General features: G+C 70.6%; 25 protein-coding genes and 1 pseudogene. 6 read left to right on the top strand and 20 right to left on the bottom strand.

The window, feature by feature from the left end; translation table 11 throughout:
* Positions 1 to 12 precede the first annotated feature (12 nt).
* The 16 genes from AC07M8_RS05485 to dapF all read right to left on the bottom strand — a co-directional run bounded on the left by AC07M8_RS05485 (position 13) and on the right by dapF (position 10,423).
* Positions 13 to 561 carry a tail tape measure protein gene (locus tag AC07M8_RS05485; protein WP_495173371.1) on the bottom strand — a complete coding sequence of 183 codons (549 nt, stop codon included), beginning with the start codon at positions 559 to 561 and terminating at the stop codon, positions 13 to 15.
* Positions 554 to 757 (bottom strand): phage tail assembly chaperone, encoded by a 204-nt coding sequence (locus AC07M8_RS05480; protein WP_495173370.1) that lies wholly within the window; start codon positions 755 to 757, stop codon positions 554 to 556. The genes AC07M8_RS05485 and AC07M8_RS05480 overlap by 8 nt, the downstream gene beginning before the upstream one ends.
* A complete protein-coding gene (locus tag AC07M8_RS05475; RefSeq protein WP_495173369.1) occupies positions 754 to 1,065 on the bottom strand; it encodes a gene transfer agent family protein in 312 nt (103 codons plus the stop codon). Before AC07M8_RS05475 ends, AC07M8_RS05480 begins: the two co-directional genes overlap by 4 nt.
* Entirely contained in the window at positions 1,062 to 1,469 is a 408-nt protein-coding gene (locus AC07M8_RS05470) for a phage major tail protein, TP901-1 family (RefSeq protein ID WP_495173368.1), read from the bottom strand. Before AC07M8_RS05470 ends, AC07M8_RS05475 begins: the two co-directional genes overlap by 4 nt.
* A gap of 13 nt (positions 1,470 to 1,482) precedes the next feature.
* A complete protein-coding gene (locus AC07M8_RS05465; RefSeq protein ID WP_495173367.1) occupies positions 1,483 to 1,875 on the bottom strand; it encodes a gp17 family tail completion protein in 393 nt (130 codons plus the stop codon).
* Positions 1,872 to 2,435: a head-tail connector protein gene (locus tag AC07M8_RS05460; protein ID WP_495173366.1), complete on the bottom strand. Its 564-nt coding sequence runs from the start codon at positions 2,433 to 2,435 to the stop codon at positions 1,872 to 1,874. Before AC07M8_RS05460 ends, AC07M8_RS05465 begins: the two co-directional genes overlap by 4 nt.
* A 79-nt stretch (positions 2,436 to 2,514) precedes the next feature.
* Positions 2,515 to 3,528 (bottom strand): phage major capsid protein, encoded by a 1,014-nt coding sequence (locus AC07M8_RS05455; RefSeq protein ID WP_495173365.1) that lies wholly within the window; start codon positions 3,526 to 3,528, stop codon positions 2,515 to 2,517.
* A gap of 48 nt (positions 3,529 to 3,576) precedes the next feature.
* Entirely contained in the window at positions 3,577 to 3,939 is a 363-nt protein-coding gene (locus AC07M8_RS05450; RefSeq protein ID WP_495173771.1) for an HK97 family phage prohead protease, read from the bottom strand.
* Positions 3,936 to 4,253, bottom strand: a complete 318-nt coding sequence (locus AC07M8_RS05445) for a DUF6127 family protein (protein WP_495173364.1) — start codon at positions 4,251 to 4,253, stop codon at positions 3,936 to 3,938. Before AC07M8_RS05445 ends, AC07M8_RS05450 begins: the two co-directional genes overlap by 4 nt.
* On the bottom strand, positions 4,250 to 5,383 hold the full coding sequence (locus tag AC07M8_RS05440) for a phage portal protein (protein ID WP_495173363.1): 1,134 nt from the start codon (positions 5,381 to 5,383) through the stop codon (positions 4,250 to 4,252). Before AC07M8_RS05440 ends, AC07M8_RS05445 begins: the two co-directional genes overlap by 4 nt.
* Before the next feature lie 130 nt (positions 5,384 to 5,513).
* Complete coding sequence (locus AC07M8_RS05435) at positions 5,514 to 6,848, bottom strand: DNA-packaging protein (RefSeq protein WP_495173362.1); 1,335 nt, start codon at positions 6,846 to 6,848, stop codon at positions 5,514 to 5,516.
* 76 nt (positions 6,849 to 6,924) lie between these two features.
* Positions 6,925 to 7,506 (bottom strand): hypothetical protein, encoded by a 582-nt coding sequence (locus tag AC07M8_RS05430; protein ID WP_495173361.1) that lies wholly within the window; start codon positions 7,504 to 7,506, stop codon positions 6,925 to 6,927.
* 369 nt (positions 7,507 to 7,875) lie between these two features.
* A complete protein-coding gene (locus tag AC07M8_RS05425; protein WP_495173360.1) occupies positions 7,876 to 8,574 on the bottom strand; it encodes a PAS domain-containing protein in 699 nt (232 codons plus the stop codon).
* Positions 8,575 to 8,658: 84 nt separating this feature from the next.
* Entirely contained in the window at positions 8,659 to 8,934 is a 276-nt protein-coding gene (locus tag AC07M8_RS05420; RefSeq protein ID WP_495173359.1) for a hypothetical protein, read from the bottom strand.
* A gap of 105 nt (positions 8,935 to 9,039) precedes the next feature.
* Positions 9,040 to 9,234: a hypothetical protein gene (locus tag AC07M8_RS05415; protein WP_495173358.1), complete on the bottom strand. Its 195-nt coding sequence runs from the start codon at positions 9,232 to 9,234 to the stop codon at positions 9,040 to 9,042.
* Positions 9,235 to 9,463: 229 nt separating this feature from the next.
* The gene (gene dapF / locus AC07M8_RS05410; protein ID WP_495173357.1) at positions 9,464 to 10,423 is read right to left on the bottom strand and encodes a diaminopimelate epimerase; all 960 of its coding nucleotides are present in this window, start codon (positions 10,421 to 10,423) and stop codon (positions 9,464 to 9,466) included.
* Between the two features lie 146 nt (positions 10,424 to 10,569).
* Here dapF and AC07M8_RS05405 point away from each other — a divergent pair.
* Both AC07M8_RS05405 and AC07M8_RS05400 read left to right on the top strand, forming a co-directional pair.
* Positions 10,570 to 12,225 (top strand): annotated as a pseudogene (locus AC07M8_RS05405) (M28 family peptidase).
* Positions 12,226 to 12,582: 357 nt separating this feature from the next.
* Positions 12,583 to 13,590, top strand: coding sequence for a hypothetical protein (locus AC07M8_RS05400; RefSeq protein ID WP_495173356.1), 1,008 nt, complete (start codon positions 12,583 to 12,585; stop codon positions 13,588 to 13,590).
* A 15-nt stretch (positions 13,591 to 13,605) separates the two neighbouring features.
* Here the strand turns inward: AC07M8_RS05400 and AC07M8_RS05395 are convergent, their stop codons facing one another.
* Positions 13,606 to 14,040, bottom strand: coding sequence for a DUF6456 domain-containing protein (locus tag AC07M8_RS05395; protein ID WP_495173355.1), 435 nt, complete (start codon positions 14,038 to 14,040; stop codon positions 13,606 to 13,608).
* 113 nt (positions 14,041 to 14,153) lie between these two features.
* On the opposite strand from AC07M8_RS05395, the gene AC07M8_RS05390 reads away from it, so the two are divergent.
* The 3 genes from AC07M8_RS05390 (at position 14,154) to AC07M8_RS05380 (ending at position 17,186) form a co-directional block, all read left to right on the top strand.
* Positions 14,154 to 14,735 carry a helix-turn-helix domain-containing protein gene (locus AC07M8_RS05390; RefSeq protein ID WP_495173354.1) on the top strand — a complete coding sequence of 194 codons (582 nt, stop codon included), beginning with the start codon at positions 14,154 to 14,156 and terminating at the stop codon, positions 14,733 to 14,735.
* A 45-nt stretch (positions 14,736 to 14,780) separates the two neighbouring features.
* Entirely contained in the window at positions 14,781 to 16,649 is a 1,869-nt protein-coding gene (locus AC07M8_RS05385; RefSeq protein WP_495173353.1) for an ABC-F family ATP-binding cassette domain-containing protein, read from the top strand.
* A 201-nt stretch (positions 16,650 to 16,850) separates the two neighbouring features.
* Entirely contained in the window at positions 16,851 to 17,186 is a 336-nt protein-coding gene (locus tag AC07M8_RS05380) for an ArsR/SmtB family transcription factor (RefSeq protein WP_495173352.1), read from the top strand.
* 33 nt (positions 17,187 to 17,219) lie between these two features.
* Here the strand turns inward: AC07M8_RS05380 and AC07M8_RS05375 are convergent, their stop codons facing one another.
* Positions 17,220 to 17,504 (bottom strand): DUF3297 family protein, encoded by a 285-nt coding sequence (locus AC07M8_RS05375; RefSeq protein WP_495173351.1) that lies wholly within the window; start codon positions 17,502 to 17,504, stop codon positions 17,220 to 17,222.
* Between the two features lie 162 nt (positions 17,505 to 17,666).
* Positions 17,667 to 19,952 carry a CDC48 family AAA ATPase gene (locus AC07M8_RS05370; protein ID WP_495173350.1) on the bottom strand — a complete coding sequence of 762 codons (2,286 nt, stop codon included), beginning with the start codon at positions 19,950 to 19,952 and terminating at the stop codon, positions 17,667 to 17,669.
* A gap of 255 nt (positions 19,953 to 20,207) precedes the next feature.
* Between AC07M8_RS05370 and AC07M8_RS05365 the strand changes: the two genes are divergently transcribed.
* The gene (locus AC07M8_RS05365; RefSeq protein WP_495173349.1) at positions 20,208 to 21,092 is read left to right on the top strand and encodes a LysR substrate-binding domain-containing protein; all 885 of its coding nucleotides are present in this window, start codon (positions 20,208 to 20,210) and stop codon (positions 21,090 to 21,092) included.
* Positions 21,093 to 21,208: 116 nt separating this feature from the next.
* On the opposite strand, the gene AC07M8_RS05360 is transcribed toward AC07M8_RS05365, so the two are convergent.
* The gene (locus tag AC07M8_RS05360; RefSeq protein WP_267396998.1) at positions 21,209 to 21,670 is read right to left on the bottom strand and encodes a peptidylprolyl isomerase; all 462 of its coding nucleotides are present in this window, start codon (positions 21,668 to 21,670) and stop codon (positions 21,209 to 21,211) included.
* Positions 21,671 to 21,687: the final 17 nt, after the last annotated feature.

Below are 21,687 nucleotides of genomic sequence, written 5' to 3'. Positions count from 1 at the left end.
ACAGGTTGCCGCTCAGCCCTCCAGCGCCGCCTTCACCGCCCGCGCCACCTGGCGGGTCGACTGTTGCAGCGCGGCGGGTGCCGTTCCCGCGGCGGCATTCACCGTGATCGCCAGCCGCACGTCGCGAGTCGTGGCGGCAGGCGGCGACTCGACCCGGCCGGCGGCGGTGGGCACGAACAGTTCGGGTCCGCGCTCCCCCACCACATAGGCGCGGCCCGGCGCCACCGGCCCACCGGTCGCCCGCCCCGGCAGCCCGAGCAGCGCACCGAGCAGCCCGCTTAACCCCTGACCCGATCCGCCGCCGGTTACCGACTGCAACCCCGCCGACAGCGCCGAACGCGCGATCTCGGCCATGGCGGCAAGCGCCACCGCCTTCAGATCCTCGAACCCGAGCTTTCCGGTGCGCACCGCGCGCAGCAGCGATGCCTCGATCATCCGCCCGGCTCGATCGGCGCCGGCGCCGAGCGCACCTTCGAGCTCGCCGCGCATCGCCGCCACCTGCTGCGCGAAGCCAGCCGTGTCGGCGCGCACGCCAACCGTCACCTCGCCATCCTCATCCATCGGGAAACGCCTCCTTCAGCCGCGCCAGCATGGCTGCATCGAGCGGCGCCCCGCCGCCCGCCTCGCCCGCGAGCGCCGTTACCACCGCCGCCAGCTCGGCCGGCGTCGCCCGCCAGAACACGTCGGGCATCCACCCCAGCGTCGCGCCCGCCATCCCGGCGAGCCGCAGCGCCGCCGGGCCGAACGCGTCGCTCATCGTCCGGCGAGGATCTGCCGCAGCAGCATCCTCAGCACCGGCATCGCCTGGCTCAGTCCCAGCGCCGTCACCGCCTCGCCGAGCGTTTCGCGCGTCACCGCTTCCGGCGGCGCCTCCAGGCAGTGCCAGAACAACCCGACCATCTCGGCGAGCGACAATTTGCCCTCCGCCGCACGCTCGACCAGCGCGAACAGCGGGCCGAGATCTGCCTCGGCCGCCGCCAACGCGCCGAACGAGGGCCGCAGTACCAGCTCGACACCGTTGACGCGCAGCGCCGCCTCGCCGCGCAGCGGGTTCGCCGCGGTCACGACGCCACCACCGGCCCGGAACTCTCCAGCGTCAGCGTGTAGGAACGCTCGCCGTTGAAATCGCCGGCATAGTCGAGCCGCGTCACCAGAAACCGCCCAGTCATCGCATCGCCGCTCTCGAAGCTCAGCCGGTAATCGTCGAGCATGCCCGAGAGCGCGCTCGCCTTGATCCGCGCCTCGGCTGCCGAACCGGTGAACACGCCCGCGCCCGAGACGCTGACGCTCCTCACCCCCGCGCCCGACAGCAACTGCCGCCACCCGCCCGAATCCTTGTTGGTCACCACCACCGCCTCGCCGTTCACCGACAATTGCGTGGTCCGCAGCCCCGCCACCGTCGCGAACGCCGGCACCGCGGCGCCATCGCCCACCTTGAGCAGAAAGGCGCTTCCCCGTTCCACTGCCATCACCCTCTCCCCGTCAGCTGTCGGCGCGATAGACCCGCACCGCGAACTCGCTCATCGCCCACCATTCGTTGTTCTTGGCGCGCGCGATCCGGCTCCGCGTCAGCCGCAGCCCGCCGAGCCGCCATCCGCCCGTGCCGAGATCCGCCGGCAGCGCCTCCACCACATCCTCGACCAGGCCGGCGAGCAGCCGCAGCCGCACCGGCCGCTCGCCGGCGTCCCGCCCCTGCACGCTCACCGTGCCGAATCGGCCGAGCAATCCCGCCGCATCGTTCGCCGCCAGCACCGGCTCGTCGACCAGCAGATAGGGCAAGCCGCCGCGCACCGGCGGCGCGTCATAGACCGCGGCCGGCGTTGCCGCCTTGAGGTGCGCGACCAGCGCCGCCTGCAGCGCCGCGCGCGCGCTCATGCGGGCAGGCTCCGGCCCATGCTCCAGTCAAGCCGCAGCCGCCGGTATGGCCGCCACAGCGCCGCGACCGCGGTCGGCGGCGCGGCGTCACCCTCGCGATGCTCGAACAGATGCGCGATCAGCAGCACCAGCCCCTGCGCCACCGCCGCGGGCAGCGTCGCCCAGTCCACCGCCGCGCCCGCGGTGTAGCTCACCGCCACACCGGTCGCATCGCCCGCCGCGATCACCCGCACCCAGCCGGCGCCATCGGCGTCGATGTCGAGCGCATAATCCGTTGCCGCCATCACGAACGGTGCGCCGGCCGCGCACAAGCCCGTCACCCCCGCGATCCGCGCCACCGGCGCTTGGCGCAGCCGCTGCCAGCCCGGCGCCACCGCCAGCACATCCTCGAACCCGCGCGCGATCAGCGCCTGGCCGCAAAAGCTTTCGGCAAGGTCGAGCGCGGCGCGCGCCAGCGTCTCGAGCAGCGCCGCCTCCTGCCCCGTCTCCAGCCGAAGATAGCCTTGCGCCGCCGCGACCGCGCCCGCGATCGCCTCGGCCGGCACCGCCGATCCGCTCATCATCCTGTCCCCCTATCGATCCGCAAGGTGGCGACGCCCGGGGTACCCCATCCCCGGACGTCGCCGTCGCGCAGGCCCGTCAGGCCGCAGCGAACTTCATCAGCTTGATCGCTTCCGCATTGGTGACGCAGCCGCCGATCCGCTTGGTCGCGTAGAAATTGACGAACGGCTTGTTCGAATAGGGATCGCGCAGGATCGCGGTCTCGCTGCGCTCGGCGATCAGATAGCCGGCGCGGAAATTGCCGAACGCGATCGCGAGCGCATTGGCGGCGACGTCCGGCATGTCCTCGGCCTCCACCACCGGATAGCCGAGCAGCGTCGCGGGCTGGCCGGCGCTGAGGCTCGGCTGCCAGACGAACGCGCCATCGCTGGTCTTGAACTTGCGGATCCGCGACAGCGTCGCCGCATTCATCACGAAGCACGCCCCCTGGCGATATGGCGCGCGCAGCGCCTGGACGAGGTCGATCAGCCGCTCCTGCGGGTTGGCGCCGAAATCCCCCGCCGCGCCGCTGGCGAGATATTGCAGCGTGCCGAACGCCCGGGTCGCATCGCCCGCGGTGCCGGTCGGCGCCTGGAGGAAGCCCCTCGGCCGGTTGACCCCCGAGCCGTTGACGAACGCCGCCCCTTCGGCGCGCGCGAACTCCGCCGCGATCTCGCCCGCCAGCCATGCCTCGACATCGAACGCCGCATCATCGAGCATCGCCTGGCTCGCGCTCGGATTGGCGTAGAGCTCGCCCATCGGCGGCGCGATCTCGGCGAACACCGGCGTCGCCGTCTCCGGCCGCGCCGCCGTCTCCGCCGCCCAGCCCGACGGCGTGCCGCCGCTGGTGACGAGCTTGCGATAGCCCGCCGACCCGATCTTGACGACATTGGCGATTCCCCGGATCGGCGACGCCGCGATCAGCAGCCGATCGATCGTCGCGTCGATCTCGCGCGGCACCGCAAAGCCGCCGGCATCGCCGGTCACCCCGGTGAACGCCTTCATCTCCACCGTCGCCCCGCTGCGCAGGAAGCCGTCGAACGCGGCGCCCCCGGCGTCATGCTCGATTACCCGCGCGCCATCCAGCGCCGGCCGCTCGACCGTCGTGTCCATCGTCACCTCCGTTGTTGAAACCCGTCTTCGTCCATCGGTGCGCGCGCGTCAGCCGACCCGGTCGACCCGCGCCAGCGGCTGCATCGGCACCGCGACCAGGCTCACCTCGACCAGCTCCAGCGCCACCAGCTCGCGCCGCACGCCCTGGCGCACCATGCGGGGGCGATAGCCCACCGACAGCCCGGCCACCGCGCCGCCGCGCACCAGCGCCGCCAGCCGCGGCTCGGCGATCGTGCCGCTCACCCGCAGCCCGCGCGCGTCCTCGCCCAATGCCTCGATCGTGCCGACCGGGCGCCCGCGATGCTGCCACAGCAACGGCACCGGGCGAGCCCCGGCGAACGCGCCCGCGCGCACCACGTCGCCCGCCCGGTCGACCCGGTCGAACACCGCGGCATAGCCGGCGAACCTCACTTCAGCCACGCGCCAAACCCCAGCTTCACCGCCAGCCCGGCGAGCAGCACCGCCCCCACCACCCGCGTCACCCAGCCGAGCGCCGCCTTCCATGCCGAGCGCTTGGCGTCGCGCCATGCGGCAAGCAGCTCGCGCAATTCGGCGACGTCGCGCTCGGCGCGCTCGTCGTCGAGCCCCAGCCGGGTCAGCGCCCGGCTCGCGCCGAGCTGCCCTGCCTCCTCCACCAGCGCGCGCAGCGTCACCAGATCGGGATTGCCGCGCGTCCCCTCGTGCAGCAATTGCGCCATCAGCTGCGCCAGCACCTCGCCGCTCATGACGTCACCGCTCCTTCAAGCCTGTTGCCATCGATCCCCAGCATCGCGCGCTTCTCGGCCGGGGTGAGGAAATCCGCCGCGCTCACCGAACTCCACAGCCGCTCGCGGTCCTCCGCCAGCGCCGGCACCGCATCGAGCGCCACCGCGAGGCGCGCGTCGGCGAACCAGCCCGACAGGCCCTGGGCGATGCCGGCGAGGATCGTGCCGGCGAGCGGCAGCACCGTCAGCCGCCACAATGCGCGATTGGCCTCGCGATAATTGGCGTAGGTCGCATCGCCCGGCAGCCCGAGCAGCATCGGCGGCACCCCGAAGGCGAGCGCGATCTCGCGCGCCGCCGCCGCCTTGAGCCCGACGAAATCCATCTCGGCGGGGCTCAGCGACAGTGGTTGCCAGCGCAGGCCGCCCTCGAGCAGCATCGGCCGCCCGGCATTGCCGGCGCCGGCGAACCCCGCCTCCATTTCCGCCTTCAGCCGGTCGAACTGTTCCGCGCCCAGCGCCGAGCCGTCGCCCGGCTCATAGACCAGCGCCCCCGACGGCCGCGCCGCATTGTCGAGCAGCGCCTTGTTCCAGCGGGTCGCGGCATTGTGGATCGCCACCGCTCCTGCCGCCGCGCCCAGGCAGCCCAGCCCGTAATGATCGTCGACCGGGTTGAAGCTGCGCAGGTGGATGAGCGACGGCCGCACCGGATCGGCGGGTAGCCGCGTCACCCGCTCGCCCACCGCATAGCGATAGGCCGCCGGCCAGCCGATCGCGTCCGCCTCCACGCTCACCCGCTCGGGCCGCAGCGCGTACAGCTCCACCGCCGCGCCCTCGGCATCGCGCAGCACCTGGACATAGGCATTGCCGTGCAGCAGCAGCTGCGCCGCCACCGTCTCCAGCAGCGGTTGCCCGCCGCTGCGTGCAACGACGATTGCCGCGAGTGCCGGATCGCTCGCGGTCAGCGGCGCATCCGCGACGCTTTCCGCGACCAGCTTGACCGCTCGCTGCGCGACGACGTTGCCGACAAAGCCCTCGCGCACCTGTGCCTCATAGGAACGCGGCCATTCCCCGCCCCACGCCGCGCTGCCGCCCGCGCGCGACAATGCCGGCCGCGCGCCCTCGCGCGCCGCCTTCCCGCCGAACCATTTCATCCCCGAAGCTCCCGAAAAAGGTTCCTGCGCCCGTGTCGTCATCGCAGCCAGACCCGTCATCCCGGCGAAAACCGGGATCTCAAGCGATGGAGCGACCGGCCGCCAGACGCCCGCCGTCAAGCGCCCGCCGCTACAGGTTGTGCACGGCCACCTTGGCCTGCCGCCGCAGCAGCAATTCCGTCACCGCCCACACCAGCGCGTCGGCCCGATCGGGCGATCGCCCCGGACCCTCGTAGCCGCCACCCGCCATCAGCCCGCACAGCTCGTCCTCGAGCTGCGGGAAGCGATCGGCATGGCTGACCAGCCCGCGCTCGTACAAGGCCGCCACCGGCTCCGCCCGCGCCACCTTGCCGTGCGTCGCCCGCACCAGCTTCACCGGCAAGGTGACGTCCGCCGCGAGCAGCACGGTCTTGACCATGTCGCCGCCCTGGTTCGCTTCCGCCACCACGCGATCGGCGCCATGCCGCGCCGCGCAGGTCGCCACCGCCCTGGCCCAGCCGTCAGGCGACAGGCCGGCGACGCTGGCATCCTCCACCACCCGCGCCCGGCCATCGGCGGTCAGCACCACCGCGACGATCCCGCAGTCATCGCCGCCGCGCCCATCAGCGGTGCCTGCCGGCGGATCGACGCCGACCACCACCCGCTTGACCGCCGCCGCCGATGCCGGCGCCGCCAGCGCCTGTGCGATCATCGTCCGCGTCCACAAGGCACCCTCCACATCCTCGATCAGCTCGCCGTCCAGCTCCTGCCGCCCGAGCGGGGTGCCGCCATAGCTCTGCTCGACATGGTCGATGAACGCCGCTGCCAGATAGAGATTGTCGCGCGTCCGCCCGCGCGTCTCGACCAGCCCATGGGCGGCCATTACCCGCTTCATCAGCGCGGTCGGTCGCGGTGTCGTGGTCACGATCACCCGGGGATCGCTGCCGCGCCGCATTCCCATCATCAGATTGTCCCAGGTCGCCTCGCCGCGCCGCCATTTGGCGAGCTCGTCGCACCAGGCGGCGTCATGCTCGGGCCCGCGCAGCTTGTCGGGCGTCTCTGCCGCATAGACGAAGGCGCGCGCGCCGCTCGGCCAGGTTACCTCGCCAGTCGAGGCGACGAACCGCGGCACATGGCCGATCGGGGCCACCGCCACCACGCCACTCGGCCCTTCGATCATCACCTGCTGGACGTCGCGCGCGGTAGCGCCGACCAGCGCGATCTGCGCGTCGCCCCGGCGCGCGATCTGGTTGACCCATTCGGCGCCCGCCCGGGTCTTGCCGAAGCCGCGCCCGGCGCGGATCAGCCAGATCCGCCAAGCGCCCTCGGGCGGGGTCTGCCCCGGTTGTGCCCAGCCGCCCACCCAGCGATCGAGCAGCTCGCGCTTGTGCGCCGGGCTCAGCTGGCCGATCAGCCAGCGTCGCTCGTCCTCGCCCTCTGCCGCCATCAGCGCGATCACGCCGGCCGCGGTCGTCTTGCTGTTCATGCCCGGCACCCCTCGCGTCTCCCGCCATCGATCCGGCGCGGCGTGTCGCGCGCGCCCGGCGTTGGTGCTCGGCCCGTCAGGCCGCCGCGTCATCCGGCGCGGCGGCGCGTGCGGCGCGCCTCGTCGCCAGCACCGCGAGCTTGGCGAGGATCACGCGATCGGTGTCCTCGGGGCTCGCGATCCGCGGCACCGGTCGTTTGTGTCGCCCGGCCAAGGCGCCGCGGTGATAGGTCATCAGCTTAAGCGCGAGCTGCTGGTCGATCGGACCGACCCCCGCGCAGTCGCCATTCCGGCCCCCCTCGCCCCCGCCGCTCAGCGCATGGCCGACGAGCTGCAGCTCGAGCAGTTCATAACCGCTCGCCAGCGCTACCGCCCAGCCTGCCGCGAAGGCCGCGTTGCGCCGCCGCTCGTTATACGCCGCGTCGGCGGTGACATCGATCGCGGCGGCGGCGGCGCGGACGTTGCAGGTGGCCGCGAGCCGATCGAGGAAGGTGGTGCGCATGGTCTTGGTCCAGCGCACCGGGCTCCGCGCCGCGCGGGGCCTGCCGCCCCGGCCGCCACCCTGGCGATGCCCCGTTACCGCCGCCACGGTGGATGTGCTGGCGCCAGTCGCCACGCCGTCGACGCCCGGATCGGAGGTCGCATCCACCGTCATCATCGTCTCCCGCCGATGGTTGGTTCGCCGTGCCGCCAGGTCCGTATGGCCCGACTCGCAAATCTTCAGCGTTCCTGTTTTGTGCCATAACAGCGTCGCGCTGTCAAGCTTCTTTCTCCTATTTGGTTATAATGATGATTGCAGCGGATATGGCTTGGCGGTACGCTTTTGAGAACATAGGAAGAACTACTTGATAGCCGACGGGCGGACCTCATGATCGATCAACCACCGCCAGCGGATCAGGCCTCACGCGCCATGGCTGTGAAGTTGCTGCAGGCCTATCGCGACGAACGCGCGGCCGGCGAGGCGCACGCGCTGCGCGGCAAGCAATGCCCGATCCAGCGCCCGGGGCTCAAGCGCTAGCAAGCTGCCTCAGTCGTCGCGATCCGCGTCGGCAGCGCTCGCCAACCCTGTCATGATACGCTCGATCGCCGGCAGCGCACGCGGGGTCAGCCGTAACCCCGTCGGGCCGTTGCCCACCTTGGATAATTCCGTCTCGACCAATCCGGCATGGACCATCGCATCCACCCAGCGGCCGGCGAGCGGCGGCGCCAGCGTCATGTGCGCCGCCGCCGATTCCATCGTCTCGCAGCGGCCTTCCATCTCGGCCGCGTAGAGCAGCAGCAGCATCTCCGCCGGCGGGCTGGTGATCAGGCTGCCGCCGAACTCCGCCTTGCCGGCGAGAAATGCCTGGATCAGCAGCTTGGCGACGCGCCAGTGGCGCTCAACGCTGGACTGTCCCGCCGGCCGATCGAGCGGCCGGCAGGTGACAATCAGGCGGTTGATCCCGCCCTCGCTCAGCCGCGAGATATGATTGTTGACCCATTGGATCGATCCGTCGCGCCGCACATAGCGCTTGGTGATCGAGAATGGCGTGCCGTCGTGGCAGACCCGGTCGAGCAATGCGGCGTTGACGCTGCGATCGTCGGGATGGGTGAATTCCAGCGGATGGCGACCGATCAACGCGGCCGGTGCATCCCTCAGCAGGTCGGCATAATGCTGATCGACCGAAAGAAAGCGTTGGTCTGCGTCGCTGATGCACTGCGCAATCGGCCGGGAAAAGGAGGTCATCGCGCCTTCGAGAAGGTAACAGTTGGGAAAGGCGCGGTTTTTAGTTGATCGTCCGCCAAGGTCAACCGTTGTGTACCAGCTGGATCAATCAGCCCTGATGGCGGGCGGCACCGGTCGCGCACGCCATGACCGGACCCAGTCAAACAGGCCGCGGCGGGGCGGTGGGGGGGCCGCGACGGCTGACGCGGGCGGCGTCGGCACATCGGTCGGCACCCGCGCCAGATCGAGCATCAGCCCGGTGACGTCCCGCCCCAGCGAGTCGTGGTTCTCGGCATCATAGGTCGAGCGCAGCGCGCGACCCACGGTGTACAGCGTCCCGCCTTGGCGATGTTCGAGCTCAGCCTCTACCTTCTCTTCCATCACCAGCCTCCCGTCCGTGCGATCACCTATCTTGGAATACAGTGGGTCAACGTACGGGCCGGGGCGAGGTTCACTGCCGCCGATCGACGGCGGCCGGCCGGCGGCTCAGCCCGGTTCCGCCGCGGCTACCGGCGCCTGGTCGTGGTCGTCTTCCTCCGCGCCGGTGCTGCCATAGCATCGATCCAGATAGTGATTGGCGATGATGTAATGCGCCCGTACCGCCGAAGGGTGGGTCGCGCGCTGGGCCAGCTCCAGTTCCGTCTCGGCCCGCTCGTAATAATAGATGTCGTCGGTACGCATGGTACGCTCGTCATGCCTCTAAAATCTGCGACCGACTCTGGCCGCAGACGCCTCTGCCCTGTGGATGTGCACGGTAGATGACAGTGCCTGCCGATGCCTTGCCCCGCATCAATACGCACGGATCTCCCCACCCGAATCGCTGAAACGCACTATTCGCCGCGCGGTTCACACCGGATCACGCGGCTCGTCGCAAGCGGATGGCTGATCGCCGCAGCCGCCGCGGCAATGCTCAGCCGGCCGCGGCGGCCTCGGCCACGGCAGACCAGGCGGCGATCTCGGCATCATGGTGGCGCGCGATGGCGAGATCGCCCGCGCGGCCGCTGGCGAGGTCCACCTCGACGCTGCCCTCCCACTCCCAGGTGGCGTTGCCCGACAGGCTGACCATCGCCGCCTCGCTCACGCTCGCGCGCACCAGCCCGCCCTTGTTGAACACGGTGATCGGCGTGTCATAGGCCAGCCGCCCGGCGAGGCAGGCGGCATAGCTCGACGCCGCCATCGCGCTGCCGCAGCTGTCGGTCAGCCCCACCCCGCGCTCGAAGGTGCGCACGAACAGGTCGCCGCCGCGCGGCACCGCGAACGAGACGTTGGCGCGGTTGGGCAGCCACGCCGGCGCCGCCTCGCAGGCTTCGCCGACGCGGCTGAGCTCGGCCTCGTCCACCGCGTCGACGAAGCTCACCAGATGCGGGTTGGGCATCGCCACCGCGGTGAAGGTCCGGCTCGTCGGCAGCGGCGGGATCACCGCCTCGATCAGCCGCGCCGCGCCGCCGCTCCCCGCCGCGCCAATCGGCCAGGCGGCGACGTCCAGCCCCGCCGGCCCCGCGATCTCGCGCACCGTATAGACCCCCGGCGCGACATCGCCGTCGCGTCCCACCCACGCGCTCGACGTCTTCAGCCGGACGGTCGCCTCGTCGAGGCCGAGCGCCTCGAACCCCATCCGCGCGACGCAGCGCAGCCCGTTGAGGCAGGTCTCCGCCTCCGAGCCGTCCGAGTTGAGCATCGTCATCGCAAAGCTATGGCCCGCGTCGCCGTCGCGCAGCAGCAGCAGGCCATCGCCCCCCACCGGTCCGCGCCGATCGGCAAGCGCGCGCGCCACCGTCGCCCATTGGTGCTCGTCCAGCGTCATCCCCCGGGCATCGATCAGCGGGAAATCATTGCCCGACCCATGGCATTTCACGAACGCGAACCGCACGACCCATCCTTTTCTCGTCTGCACACCGGTCTACACCGCGCCGCGCCGCCATGCACCCCCGCCGATCGCCCGGCGGTCGCCCCAGCCCCTCGCCTTGCCGGCGCGTGCCCGATAAGGATCGGCTTTCCCCGGGAGAGCCTTCGCCGATGCACCGTTCCGCCGCCGCCTTGCTCGCCCCGTTGCTCGCGCTCGCCGCCCTGCCGCTCGCCGCCGCCGCCGCGCCCGCCGATCCGGTGTCGCCCGCGGCGCTGTCCGCCGATGTGAAGGTGCTCGCCGCCGACGCGTTCGGCGGCCGCGCGCCCGGCACCCCGGGCGAGGCGAAGACGGTCGAGTGGCTGATCGCGCAGTTCAAGGCGGCGGGGCTCCAGCCCGGCGGCGCGAACGGCAGCTGGACGCAGGCCGTGCCGCTGGTCCGCACCCAGCTCGGCGCCGGCACCGTCTCGGCCAACGGCACCGCCTGGACGATGGGCCGCGAGGTCTATCTCTCCACCGTCCGCCCGATCGCCCGCGCCACCATCGCCCATGCGCCGCTGGTGTTCGTCGGCTATGGCGTCACCGCCCCCGAGCGCCAGTGGGACGATGTCAAGGGCGTCGACCTCAAGGGCAAGGTCGCGGTGTTCCTGGTCAACGATCCCGATTTCGAGGCCGTGCCAGGCGACGACGCCAGCGGCCGGTTCGGCGGCCGGCGCATGACCTATTACGGCCGCTGGACCTACAAGTTCGAGGAAGCGGCCCGCCGCGGCGCGGTCGGCGCGCTGATCGTTCACGACACCGCCGGCGCCGGCTATGGCTGGCCGACCGTCACCGCCCCCGGCGGCGAAAATTACGACGTCGCCACCCCGCCGGCGTCGCGGCTGATGCTGCAGGGCTGGATCGAGGGCGACGCCGCCACCCGCCTGTTCGCCGCGTCCGGGCTCGATCTCGCGCAACTGCGCCGCGCCGCGCGCCGCGCCGATTTCCACCCGGTCGCCCTGAAGGGCCCCGGCCTCGATGCCGACTTCCCGGTCGCGGTGACCCGCGCCGAGAGCCGCAACGTCCTTGCCAAGCTCGTCGGCCGCACCCGCCCCGACGAGGTGGTGATGTACGGCGCCCATTGGGATGCCTATGGCGAGGGCAAGCCCGATGCCGACGGCCGCCGCATCCGTCCCGGCGCCAATGACGATGCGCTCGGCACCGCCGGGGTGCTCGCCATCGCCCGCGCCGCCGCCAAGGCTCCCCGCCCGGCCCGCACCCAGGTGTTCGCGCTGTGGACGGGCGAGGAACGCGGCCTGCTCGGCTCCGAAACCTACGCCACCCACCCGGTCTACCCCGTCGCCACCACCGTCGCCAACCTCACCCTCGACATCCTCCAGACCGCCGGCCCCGCGCGCGACGTGCTGCTGGTCGGCGCCGGCCAGAACGCGCTGGAGGACCGGCTGGCGACCGCGGCGCGCGCGCAGGGCCGCACCGTCACCCCCGAGGCCCTGCCCGAGCGCGGGCTGTTCTACCGCGCCGATCATTTCTCGCTCGCCCGCCGCGGCGTGCCGACGCTGCTGCTGATGGGGATCAGCGGCGCGCCCGATCTCGTCGCCGGCGGCCGCACCGCCGGCTAGGCCTGGCTCGAGGCCTATATGCGCTGCTACCACCAGACCTGCGACGCCTGGTCGCCCGACTGGGATCTGCGCGGCGCCGCCGCCGACGTCGATCTCCTCCGCCGCATCGGCACCGAGCTCGCCGCGGGCAAGGACTGGCCGGCCTGGAACCAGGGCTCCGAATTTAAGGCGACGCGCGAAGCGACCGCATCGCTGCGCGCCGCGCGCTAGCGTCAGGCCACCCAGCGGCCGTCACCTCGCACAAGCCATCTCCCGCAAGCCCGGCCCACGGGTTGTCCCCACGCAACTACTTCACAAGCCGTCCCTCCCCCCACACGCCGTCACCCCACCACACGCCGTCACCCCACCACACGCCGTCACCCCAGCGGAAGCTGGGGTCTCTGGCGGCTCCAGTCCCGCCGCCGCACAAGATCCCAGCTTTCGCTGGGATGACGTAACCGGGCGGCCGCTGCGATCTCCCCATCAACTCAGTTAATAGCAGGACGGTTGAGCAGCCGACCGCCCCGCTGCTATCATTTCGTCCACAGCCACAAGGCCCGCCAAGGCAAGCCCACAGGGAGTGTCAGCATGAACGCCCAAGCGAACCACCGCAGCATCGCCCGCCCTGCCGCCACCACGCTCGCGCCGCTGGCCCTCATCGCCCTCGCCGCGATCGCGATCCGCACCCCGCTGGCAAGCGCTCATCCCCGCGCCGCGCTGCTGCTGTTCCTGTGGATCGTCTCCGACACGCTCATGCTGTCGCTGCTCGCGCGAACCCGGCGGCCACCGCCGCAGGCGATCGTCAGCGTGCTCGCCGGCGCCTGTGTCATCGTCGGGATCGGCGCACCGGCCCCGCTCCGTACAGCCACGGCGGCGGCGCCGGCGCTCGTCAGCGGCATGGTCGCGATCGTCTTGGTCCATCTCGGCTGGGCCACGCTCCGAGCAAAGCAGATGGTCGCCGCTGCCGCCATGACGCCCGATCGCTGGATCGCAGCCGCCGGCCAGTTCCTCCCGCCGCTGCTGGTACGTCTCGCTGCCGCCGAACTGCGGGTGATCCACCTCGCGCTGTTCCGCTGGGGCGGTCCCGCCGATGTCCCCGCCGACGCCCGCGCCTTTGCCTACTACCGCCATCTGGCACCGATCTGCACCGCGCTGCTGATCCTGTCGGGAATCGAGATCGCGGTCTATCACCTGCTGGTCGTCCACTGGAACCGCACGGCGGCGCTTGTCCTGTTCGTGCTCAGCGATCTCGGCTTCGTCTATCTGGTCGGGCTGATCAAATCCTTCCGCCTGCGGCCGATCCTGATCACCCCCGAGGACGTCCGCGTCCGTGGCGGCCTGCTGATCGACCAGCCGATCGATCTCGCGAGCATCGCCGCGGTCGCCACCGAAATCGTCGGCGACGAGGTTCGCGCGCCCGCGACGCTCAACGCCGCGCTGCTCGCTTGGCCCAATGTGCTCCTCAGGCTCGATCCACCGCTCGTCCGCCGCACCGGGCTGCGCCAGCGCCGCTACAGCGCCATCGCCTTCCGGCTCGACGATCCTGCCCCCTTCGTCCGCCTGTTGCGCTGGCGCCTCGGCCATCCGGCCGCCTGATCGACCCCCACCGGATCACTGCAGCCGATAGTGATCCGCCACCCGGTCGAGCGCCAGCGTCAGCACCAGCCGCCCGGCGCGCGCCGGCCAGCCCAGCCCCTTCTCCGCCGCCGGCAGCCCCTCGCCCGCGCACACCACCCGCCACAGGATGTCCGCCAGCCCCGCCCCCGCCGCGCCGATCGCGGCATCGAACCGGCGCTTGGCCGCGATCTGCGCAGTCGACGGATCGAGCCCGCCGCCGCCGCCCTCGCCATCCACCCGCGGTGCCCAGCGCATCGTCACGCGCGGCCCCAGCGACGCCGTCTCATAATCGCCGCGCAGCCGCTCCCCGGCCTCGAACTGGCGTGCGCTCACCAGCCCGCGCGCCTTCAGCCAGCCGAGTGGCGATTCGGCGGCGTTGACCGTTACGCTCCGTCCGCTCCCGATCGATCGTTCCTCCAACTGCCGCATCGCATCGCTCCTGTCCCCGAGTTGATCCTGCCCTGAGTCGATCTTCCTTGCCACAGCGTCACGCTTGTAGGACAGAGCGTGAACCGATTTGGTTTAGATCAAGGAGCTTCGGCATGATCACCGCCATCCGCGACGTGCGCCGCGCCAAGGGGTTGACGCTCGAGGACGTCGCCCGCCGCTGCGTGCCGCCGACCACCGCGCAAACCATCGGCCGGCTCGAGACCGGCACCCGCACCGTCTCGGTCGGCTGGCTCAACCGCATCGCCGCCGCGCTCGGCGTCGAGGCGGCCGATCTCGTCACCCTGCCCGATCGCGCGACGCTGCCGGTCGCCGCGCTGCTCGATGCCGGCGGCGCTTATGCCCCCACCCAGCCGCAGGTCGCGCTGCCGCCCGCGCCGACGCCCGGCGCGGTGGCGGTCGCCGTCACCGGCAGCGTCGGCGATTATCGCGCCGGCGACGTGATCTGGTGCGACATGGTCGATCCCACGGGCTTCGCCGGTGCGCTCAACCGCGACGTGCTGGTGCCGCGCCCGGCCGGCCGCTTCCTGTTCGCGCGGCTGATCGGCCGCGATGCGGGCGCGGCAGGGGCGGCGGGCAAGCTCCATCTGCTCCCGCTCGGCCCCGGCCAGCGCCAGCAGGTGCTCGCCGATCCGCCCTGGCTCGCCCGCGCCACGCGCCTGATCCGCGACCTGTAAGCCACACCCTCGCGCGACGGTGCTGCATCTGCTAACGGCGCGCGCATGCTCAATCTCAACGGCATCACCGTGCGCCTTGGCGGCCGCACGATCCTGGACGGCGCCAGCGCCGCGCTTCCCCCCGGCAGCCGGGTCGGGCTGATCGGCCGCAACGGCGCCGGCAAGTCGACGCTGGTGCGCGTCATCGCCGGCCTGCTCGAGCCGGACGACGGCAGCGCCGACATGCCGCGCGGTGCCCGGCTCGGCTATATCGCCCAGGAAGCGCCGTCGGGTGACGTCACGCCATTCGATACCGTGCTTGCCGCCGACGTCGAGCGCGCCGCGCTGATGATCGAGAGCGAGACCTGCGAGGATCCCGATCGCCTCGGCGACGTCTATGAGCGGCTGATCGCGATCGACGCCTATACCGCGCCGGCGCGCGCCGCGCAGATCCTGCTCGGGCTCGGCTTCGACGAGGACATGCAGCAGCGACCGCTCGACAGCTTCTCGGGCGGCTGGAAGATGCGCGTCGCGCTCGCCGCCCTGCTGTTCTCGCAGCCCGACCTGCTGCTGCTCGACGAGCCTTCGAACCACCTCGATCTCGAGGCGGTGATGTGGCTCGAGGATTTCCTCAAGGGTTACAAGGCGACGATCGTCGTCGTCAGCCACGAGCGCGATTTCCTCAACAACGTCGTCGATCACATCCTGCATCTGCAGGGCGGCAAGATCACGCTCTATCCCGGCGGCTATGACGCGTTCGAGCGCCAGCGTGCCGAGCGGCTCGCCCAATTGGAGGCCGCGCGCACCAACCAGGCGACCCAGCGCGCCAAGCTCCAGGAATATATCGCCAAGAATTCGGCGCGCGCCTCGACCGCCAAACAGGCCCAGTCGCGCCAGAAGATGCTCGCCAAGATGCAGCCGATAGCCGACGCCTATAACGATCCGTCGCTGAGCTTCGACTTTCCCGATCCGAGCGAGCTCCGCCCGCCGCTGATCACCCTGGACATGGCCTCGGTGGGCTATGCCGAGACGCCGATCCTCAAGCGCCTCAACCTCCGGCTCGATCCAGACGATCGCCTGGCGCTGCTCGGCCGCAACGGCAACGGCAAGACCACGCTCGCCCGGCTGCTCGCCGCGCAGCTCGCGCCGATGGAAGGCGACATGGCCTCGTCGGGCAAGATGAAGGTCGGCTATTTCACCCAGTATCAGGTGGAGGAGCTCGATACCGACGATACCCCGCTCGAGCACATGACCCGGATCATGAAGGGCGCCAGCCCCGCCGCGGTCCGCGGCCAGCTCGGCCGGTTCGGCTTCTCGGGCGACAAGGCGACTACCAAGGTCGGCAAATTGTCGGGCGGCGAGCGCGCGCGGCTCGCGCTGGCGCTGATCACCCGCGAGGCGCCGCACCTGCTGATCCTCGACGAGCCGACCAACCATCTTGACGTCGACGCGCGCGAAGCGCTGGTTCAGGCGCTCAATGCCTATACCGGCGCCGTCGTGCTGGTCAGCCACGATCGCCACATGCTCGAGATGACCGCCGATCGGCTGGTGCTGGTCGACCAGGGCACCGCTAAGGAATTCGACGGCGCGCTTGACGATTATATCGCGATGATCCTCGCCGGCGACGGCGCGAGCAACCGTCCCAAGGAGAGCAAGGCGGACCGCAAGGCCGGCAAGAAGGCGGCGGCCGAGGCGCGCGAGAAGGAAACCGCGCTGCGCAAGACGGTGCGCGACCTCGAGGCCGATACCGCGCGCTTCACCAAGGAACGCAACGCGCTCGACCATGCGATGTTCGATCCCACCGGCGCCGAGCCGCGCTTCAAGGCGATGTCGATGAGCGATCTCTCGCGCCGCCGCGCCGAGGTCCAGGCCAAGCTCGAGGCGGTCGAGGCCAAATGGCTCGAGGCATGCGAGGCACTGGAAAGCGCGGGCTGACGACCAGACGGCAAACCACCCCGTTCGTGCTGAGCCTGTCGAAGCACGGTGAGACCCATGCCCCCACGACACCGTCTACGGCGTCGCTCAGGACGGGCTTTGCCAAACGCAGCGCGAACGGGCGGGAGTTGGCTGAACCTGACGTCATGGCGCCCTCGCCAACCATTGCCCGCGCCACCCGCCGCGGATAGCGTCGCGCCGATGCCGCCAGCCCCCACCAAGCCCCAGGACGCCGCCCGTATCTTCGCGGCGCTCGGCGATCCCACCCGCCTGTCGCTGCTGGTGGCGCTGCGCAGCGGCGGCACCCGCTCGATCGCGCGTCTATCGGCCAACAGCGGCATGACCCGCCAGGCGGTCGCCAAGCATCTGCGCGTGCTCGAAGACGCCGGGCTGGTGATCGCCGAGCGGACCGGCCGCGAGACCCATTACATCTATCAGCCCCAGGCACTCGCCGAGGCGCGCAGCTATCTCGATGCCGTCTCGGGCGACTGGCAGGAGGCGCTCGCCCGCCTGCGCCGCGCCGGCGAGGACGGCTGACGGATCAGTCGGCCGCTCCGCTCAGGCCGATGCTCAGGCTTCGTCGGTCGTCCCGGCGTCGTCGGCCTCGGCGCCCGCCGCCGGCCGTTCGAACCAGGCTTCCACCTCGCCGTTGAGCTTCAGCGTCAGCGGCCTTCCGTGGCGGTCCATCTTCTTGCCGAGCGCGACCCGGATCCAGCCTTCCGACCGGCAATATTCCTCGACGTCGCGCCGCTCGGAGCCCTTGAACCGGATCCCGATCCCGCGCTCGAGCAGCGGCTGGTCGAAATACGGGCTGTCGGGGTTGGTGGACAGGCGATCGGGAGGGGTATCGGTCATCGCTGCCGCTTAGCCGCTGGAGCCGGGACAAGGCCACAAAAAATCACCAGTCGGAGAAGCAGTGGGCACCATCGCGCCCCTCCGTTCGTGCTGAGCCTGTCGAAGCACCTGAGACTCAGGCCTTCGACAAGCGCAGCAGCGCGAACGGCATGGGCCCGCCGCCTACCCCCGCGGCGTCAGCTGCCCCGGGCTGATGAACCCGATCGGCTGGATCGAGGTCGCATCCTGCTTCAGCCGCGCCGCCATCTGCTCATAGTCGCGCTCGGTCTCGGGGGTCACGCTCGCGCGCGATTCGCCGAGCGCCGCGATGAAGTCGGCCATCGTCACCGCGGTCGACTGCAGCGAGCGGCGCAGCGCCACCAGCCCGGCGCGGCGCACCACATCCTCGAGATCGGCGCCGGTGAACCGCTCGGTCCGCCGCACCACCTCGTCGAGGTCGACATCGCCGTCGAGCGGCATCTTCTCGGTCTGGATCGCGAGGATCCGCCGCCGCCCTTCGGGGTTGGGCACGCCGACATAGATCAGCTCGTCGAACCGCCCCGGCCGCAGCAGCGCCGGGTCGATCAGATTGGGCCGGTTGGTCGCGCCGATCACCACCACCGATTGCAGCTCTTCCAGCCCGTCCATCTCGGCGAGGATGGTGTTGACCACCCGCTCGGTCACCTGCGGCTCGCCGGCGCCGCTGCCGCGCGCGGGCACCAGGCTGTCGAGCTCGTCGATGAAGATCACGCACGGCGCCACCTGCCGCGCGCGGCTGAACAATTTGGCGATCTGCTGCTCGCTCTCGCCATACCATTTCGACAACAGGTCGCTCGACTTGGTGGCGATGAAGTTCGCCTCCGCCTCGCGCGCCACCGCCTTGGCGAGCAGCGTCTTGCCGGTGCCCGGCGGTCCGTAAAGCAGGAAGCCCTTGGCGGGGCGGATGCCCAGTCGCCGGAAGGCGTCGGGATCCTTGAGCGGCAGCTCGACGCCTTCCTTCAGCCGCATCTGCGCGGCATCCAGTCCGCCGACATCCTCCCACCGCACCCGCGGCGCCTCCACCATCACCTCCCGCATCGCGCTCGGCTGGACGCGCTTCAGCGCGCCGAGGAAGTCCTCGCGGGTAACGGACAGCGTATCGAGCACCTCGGGCGGGATCGTCCGCTCCTCGAGGTTCAAGCGCGGCATGATCCGCCGCACCGCCTCGATCGCCGCCTCGCGGGTCAGCGCGGCGAGATCGGCGCCGACGAAGCCATAGGTGGTCCGCGCCAGCTCGCCGAGATCGACCTTGTCGCCCAGCGGCATGCCACGGGTGTGGATGCCGAGGATCTCGCGGCGCCCGCGCTCGTCGGGCACGCCGACCACGATCTCGCGATCGAACCGGCCCGGCCGGCGCAGCGCCTCGTCGATCGCCTCTGGCCGGTTGGTCGCCGCGATCACCACCAGATTGGCGCGCGCTTCCAGCCCGTCCATCAGCGTCAGCAGCTGCGCGACGACGCGCTTCTCCGCCTCGCCCTGGACGTTGCCGCGCTTGGGCGCGATCGAGTCGATCTCGTCGATGAACACGATCGACGGCGCATTCTTGGCCGCCTCCTCGAAGATTTCGCGCAGCCGCCCTTCCGATTCGCCATAGGCCGAGCCCATGATCTCGGGCCCGTTGATCAGGAAGAATTGCGCATCCGATTCATTGGCGACCGCACGCGCCAGTCGCGTCTTGCCGGTACCGGGCGGCCCGTGGAGCAGCACGCCCTTGGGCGGTTCGACGCCCAGGCGCTGGAACAACTCGGGATAGCGCAGCGGCAGCTCGACCATCTCGCGCAGCTGGTCGATCGTCTCCGCCATGCCGCCGATATCGTCATAGGTGACGTCGGCGCGGCGCTGGGTCGGCTCCTCATATTCGGGGCGCAGCTCGATCTCGGTATTCTCGTCGATGTGGACGATGCCCTTGGGCGTCGCCGCAATCACCGCGAGGCGTATCTCCTGCAGCGCATAGGCCGGCGCATTCATGTACTGCTGCACACCCGGCGGCATGTTGCCGACCCGCTGGTGGCCGGCGGTGGCGACCACGTCTCCCTGGCACAACGGCCGCCCGAAGAACGTCCGCTTGAGCGCGTTGGTCGATCCCTGCAGCCTGAGATTCTGCTGCGCCGGCGCGAACACCACGCGGGTAGCAGGCTTCGATTCGACCTTGCGGACCTCGACGAAATCACCGGCGCCGACGCCGGCGTTGGCGCGCTGCAGGCCGTCGATGCGCAGCACCTCGATGCCTTCGTCCTCGGGATAAGGCCCCACCGCACGCGCCGGGGTCGACTGTTTGCCGACGATCTCGATCACGTCGCCCTCGCCGACGCCGATCGCCGCCATCAACGTACGCGGCAGATGGGCAAGGCCGCGGCCCGAATCCTCGGGGCGGCTGTTCGCCACCTGGATCTTGCGGGTGCCCGTGTCGGTGATCTCGCTGTCGGCCATGGTTTCCCTTTCGCGGGCTTCGAAGCGCCTCAGATAGGATGCCGGTTCCGCGTTTCGAGCCGCGATCGATTCACGCGAGACAAAAAAAGGGCCGATCCCTGAAGGACCAGCCCATGAAAGTTTTAGGAGAGGATGCCTGAAAGGCCCGATCCTTGTGACCGCTGCGGGCCTATGGTGCAATTGCGAATAGCGCTATCACGATTGCATAAACTGCATGTGCAAGCTACAAGCGTGACGAGAATAGGAGAGGGGATCATGCGCAGGCTGCCGCCGCTGGGCGCGATCGAGGCGTTCATTCAGGTGGCGCGGCTTGGCTCGGTCAAGGCCGCGGCGACCGAACTTGCCCTGTCGGCGCCGGCGCTCAGCCGCCGCGTCCAGGCGCTGGAGCGCTTCATCGATCGCCCTTTGTTCGAGCGGCGCCACCAGGCGATCGTGCTCAACGCCGATGGCGAGCGCCTGCTCGCGCAGATCGCGCCGGTGCTCGATTCGCTGTCCGACGCGGTCGAGGCGATGACCAGCACCACCGAGGTGCTGCGCCTGCGGCTCGGCATCCTGCCGCTCTACGCCTCGCAGCAGCTGTTTCCCCGCCTCGGCGAGTTGCGCGCCGCGCATCCCGAGCTTCACCTCGACATCGACACCGGCGGTCATGGCGTGGCGCGGCTCGGCGAAGGCCTCGATGCAGTGATCGCGCTCGCCCGCGAGGTCGATCCGCAGCTCTACGCCCGCCGGCTCGCCCGCGACAAAGTCTATGTGATCGCCGCACGGCGCTTCCTTGAAGGCCCCGACCCGATCACTGAGCCGCACCAGATCCGCCAGCTCACCGCACTGATCCACCGCGAGATGCCGGAGAACTTCACCGCCTGGCGGGTGGCGGCGGGTGTTGAAGATATCGAGCCGGCGGCGATCGACTATTTCGATTCGGGGGCACTGCTGCTCGAGGCGGCGGCGCAAGGGCTCGGCGTCGCCTTCATGCACGAAAGCCAGTTCCAGCAGGCCCGCGACCCGCGGCTGGTCCACCTCTTCGACATCAACGTCGAGAGTCCGTACAGCTACTATTTCCTGTGCCGCCCCCGCGCGCTGCATCAGCGCGCGGTGCGGATCTTCCATGATTGGCTGATCAAGACCCTCGGCGAGGGCTGATCGGTCGCCGCCACCCCGCGCCACCGGTCGCCTCAATCAATCGCCCGCCCCACCCGTCACCCCAGCTTTCGCTGGGAGTGACGGATGGCGAAGGTTGGGCGACTGCCGACGCGTGATTACGATGCGCGCATCGACACGATCTTGCCCGGCTCGCGCGGCGGCTCGCCCTTGGGCAGCGCGTCGATCAGTTCCATGCCGTCGGTCACCTGGCCCCACACGGTGTACTGCTTGTCGAGGAAGCGGGCATCGTCGAACACGATGAAGAACTGAGAATTCGCGGTGTCGGGCTGGTTGGTGCGGGCCATCGAGCACACGCCGCGGACGTGCGGCTCGGCCGAGAACTCCGCCTTCAGGTTGGGCTTGTCCGAGCCGTGCATGCCGGTGCCGGTGGGATCGCCGCCCTGCGCCATGAAGCCCGGGATCACGCGGTGGAAGACGACGCCGTCGTAGAAGCCGTCATTGGCGAGCTCGGCGATCCGCTTGACGTGCTCGGGCGCGAGATCGGGGCGCAGCTTGATCGTCACATCGCCATCGGCGAGGGTCATGGTCAGGGTCTCGAAGGTCGTATCGTCGGCCATGGTGCTATCCTTGTTCC

Source organism: Sphingomonas sp. GW821-FHT09E03, from assembly GCF_059416225.1.
This window is presented reverse-complemented; position numbering and strand designations above follow the sequence as displayed.

What these genes read in the sequence shown, in the direction of transcription:
- AC07M8_RS05485 (WP_495173371.1), bottom strand. Translation starts at nt 561, where the DNA reads ATGGATGAGGATGGCGAGGTGACGGTTGGCGTGCGCGCCGACACGGCT.
- AC07M8_RS05480 (WP_495173370.1), bottom strand. Translation starts at nt 757, where the DNA reads ATGAGCGACGCGTTCGGCCCGGCGGCGCTGCGGCTCGCCGGGATGGCG.
- AC07M8_RS05470 (WP_495173368.1), bottom strand. Translation starts at nt 1,469, where the DNA reads ATGGCAGTGGAACGGGGAAGCGCCTTTCTGCTCAAGGTGGGCGATGGC.
- AC07M8_RS05465 (WP_495173367.1), bottom strand. Translation starts at nt 1,875, where the DNA reads ATGAGCGCGCGCGCGGCGCTGCAGGCGGCGCTGGTCGCGCACCTCAAG.
- AC07M8_RS05460 (WP_495173366.1), bottom strand. Translation starts at nt 2,435, where the DNA reads ATGAGCGGATCGGCGGTGCCGGCCGAGGCGATCGCGGGCGCGGTCGCG.
- AC07M8_RS05455 (WP_495173365.1), bottom strand. Translation starts at nt 3,528, where the DNA reads ATGGACACGACGGTCGAGCGGCCGGCGCTGGATGGCGCGCGGGTAATC.
- AC07M8_RS05445 (WP_495173364.1), bottom strand. Translation starts at nt 4,253, where the DNA reads ATGAGCGGCGAGGTGCTGGCGCAGCTGATGGCGCAATTGCTGCACGAG.
- AC07M8_RS05440 (WP_495173363.1), bottom strand. Translation starts at nt 5,383, where the DNA reads ATGAAATGGTTCGGCGGGAAGGCGGCGCGCGAGGGCGCGCGGCCGGCA.
- AC07M8_RS05435 (WP_495173362.1), bottom strand. Translation starts at nt 6,848, where the DNA reads ATGAACAGCAAGACGACCGCGGCCGGCGTGATCGCGCTGATGGCGGCA.
- AC07M8_RS05430 (WP_495173361.1), bottom strand. Translation starts at nt 7,506, where the DNA reads ATGATGACGGTGGATGCGACCTCCGATCCGGGCGTCGACGGCGTGGCG.
- AC07M8_RS05425 (WP_495173360.1), bottom strand. Translation starts at nt 8,574, where the DNA reads ATGACCTCCTTTTCCCGGCCGATTGCGCAGTGCATCAGCGACGCAGAC.
- AC07M8_RS05420 (WP_495173359.1), bottom strand. Translation starts at nt 8,934, where the DNA reads ATGGAAGAGAAGGTAGAGGCTGAGCTCGAACATCGCCAAGGCGGGACG.
- AC07M8_RS05415 (WP_495173358.1), bottom strand. Translation starts at nt 9,234, where the DNA reads ATGCGTACCGACGACATCTATTATTACGAGCGGGCCGAGACGGAACTG.
- AC07M8_RS05400 (WP_495173356.1), top strand. Translation starts at nt 12,583, where the DNA reads ATGAACGCCCAAGCGAACCACCGCAGCATCGCCCGCCCTGCCGCCACC.
- AC07M8_RS05395 (WP_495173355.1), bottom strand. Translation starts at nt 14,040, where the DNA reads ATGCGGCAGTTGGAGGAACGATCGATCGGGAGCGGACGGAGCGTAACG.
- AC07M8_RS05390 (WP_495173354.1), top strand. Translation starts at nt 14,154, where the DNA reads ATGATCACCGCCATCCGCGACGTGCGCCGCGCCAAGGGGTTGACGCTC.
- AC07M8_RS05385 (WP_495173353.1), top strand. Translation starts at nt 14,781, where the DNA reads ATGCTCAATCTCAACGGCATCACCGTGCGCCTTGGCGGCCGCACGATC.
- AC07M8_RS05380 (WP_495173352.1), top strand. Translation starts at nt 16,851, where the DNA reads ATGCCGCCAGCCCCCACCAAGCCCCAGGACGCCGCCCGTATCTTCGCG.
- AC07M8_RS05375 (WP_495173351.1), bottom strand. Translation starts at nt 17,504, where the DNA reads ATGACCGATACCCCTCCCGATCGCCTGTCCACCAACCCCGACAGCCCG.
- AC07M8_RS05370 (WP_495173350.1), bottom strand. Translation starts at nt 19,952, where the DNA reads ATGGCCGACAGCGAGATCACCGACACGGGCACCCGCAAGATCCAGGTG.
- AC07M8_RS05365 (WP_495173349.1), top strand. Translation starts at nt 20,208, where the DNA reads ATGCGCAGGCTGCCGCCGCTGGGCGCGATCGAGGCGTTCATTCAGGTG.
- AC07M8_RS05360 (WP_267396998.1), bottom strand. Translation starts at nt 21,670, where the DNA reads ATGGCCGACGATACGACCTTCGAGACCCTGACCATGACCCTCGCCGAT.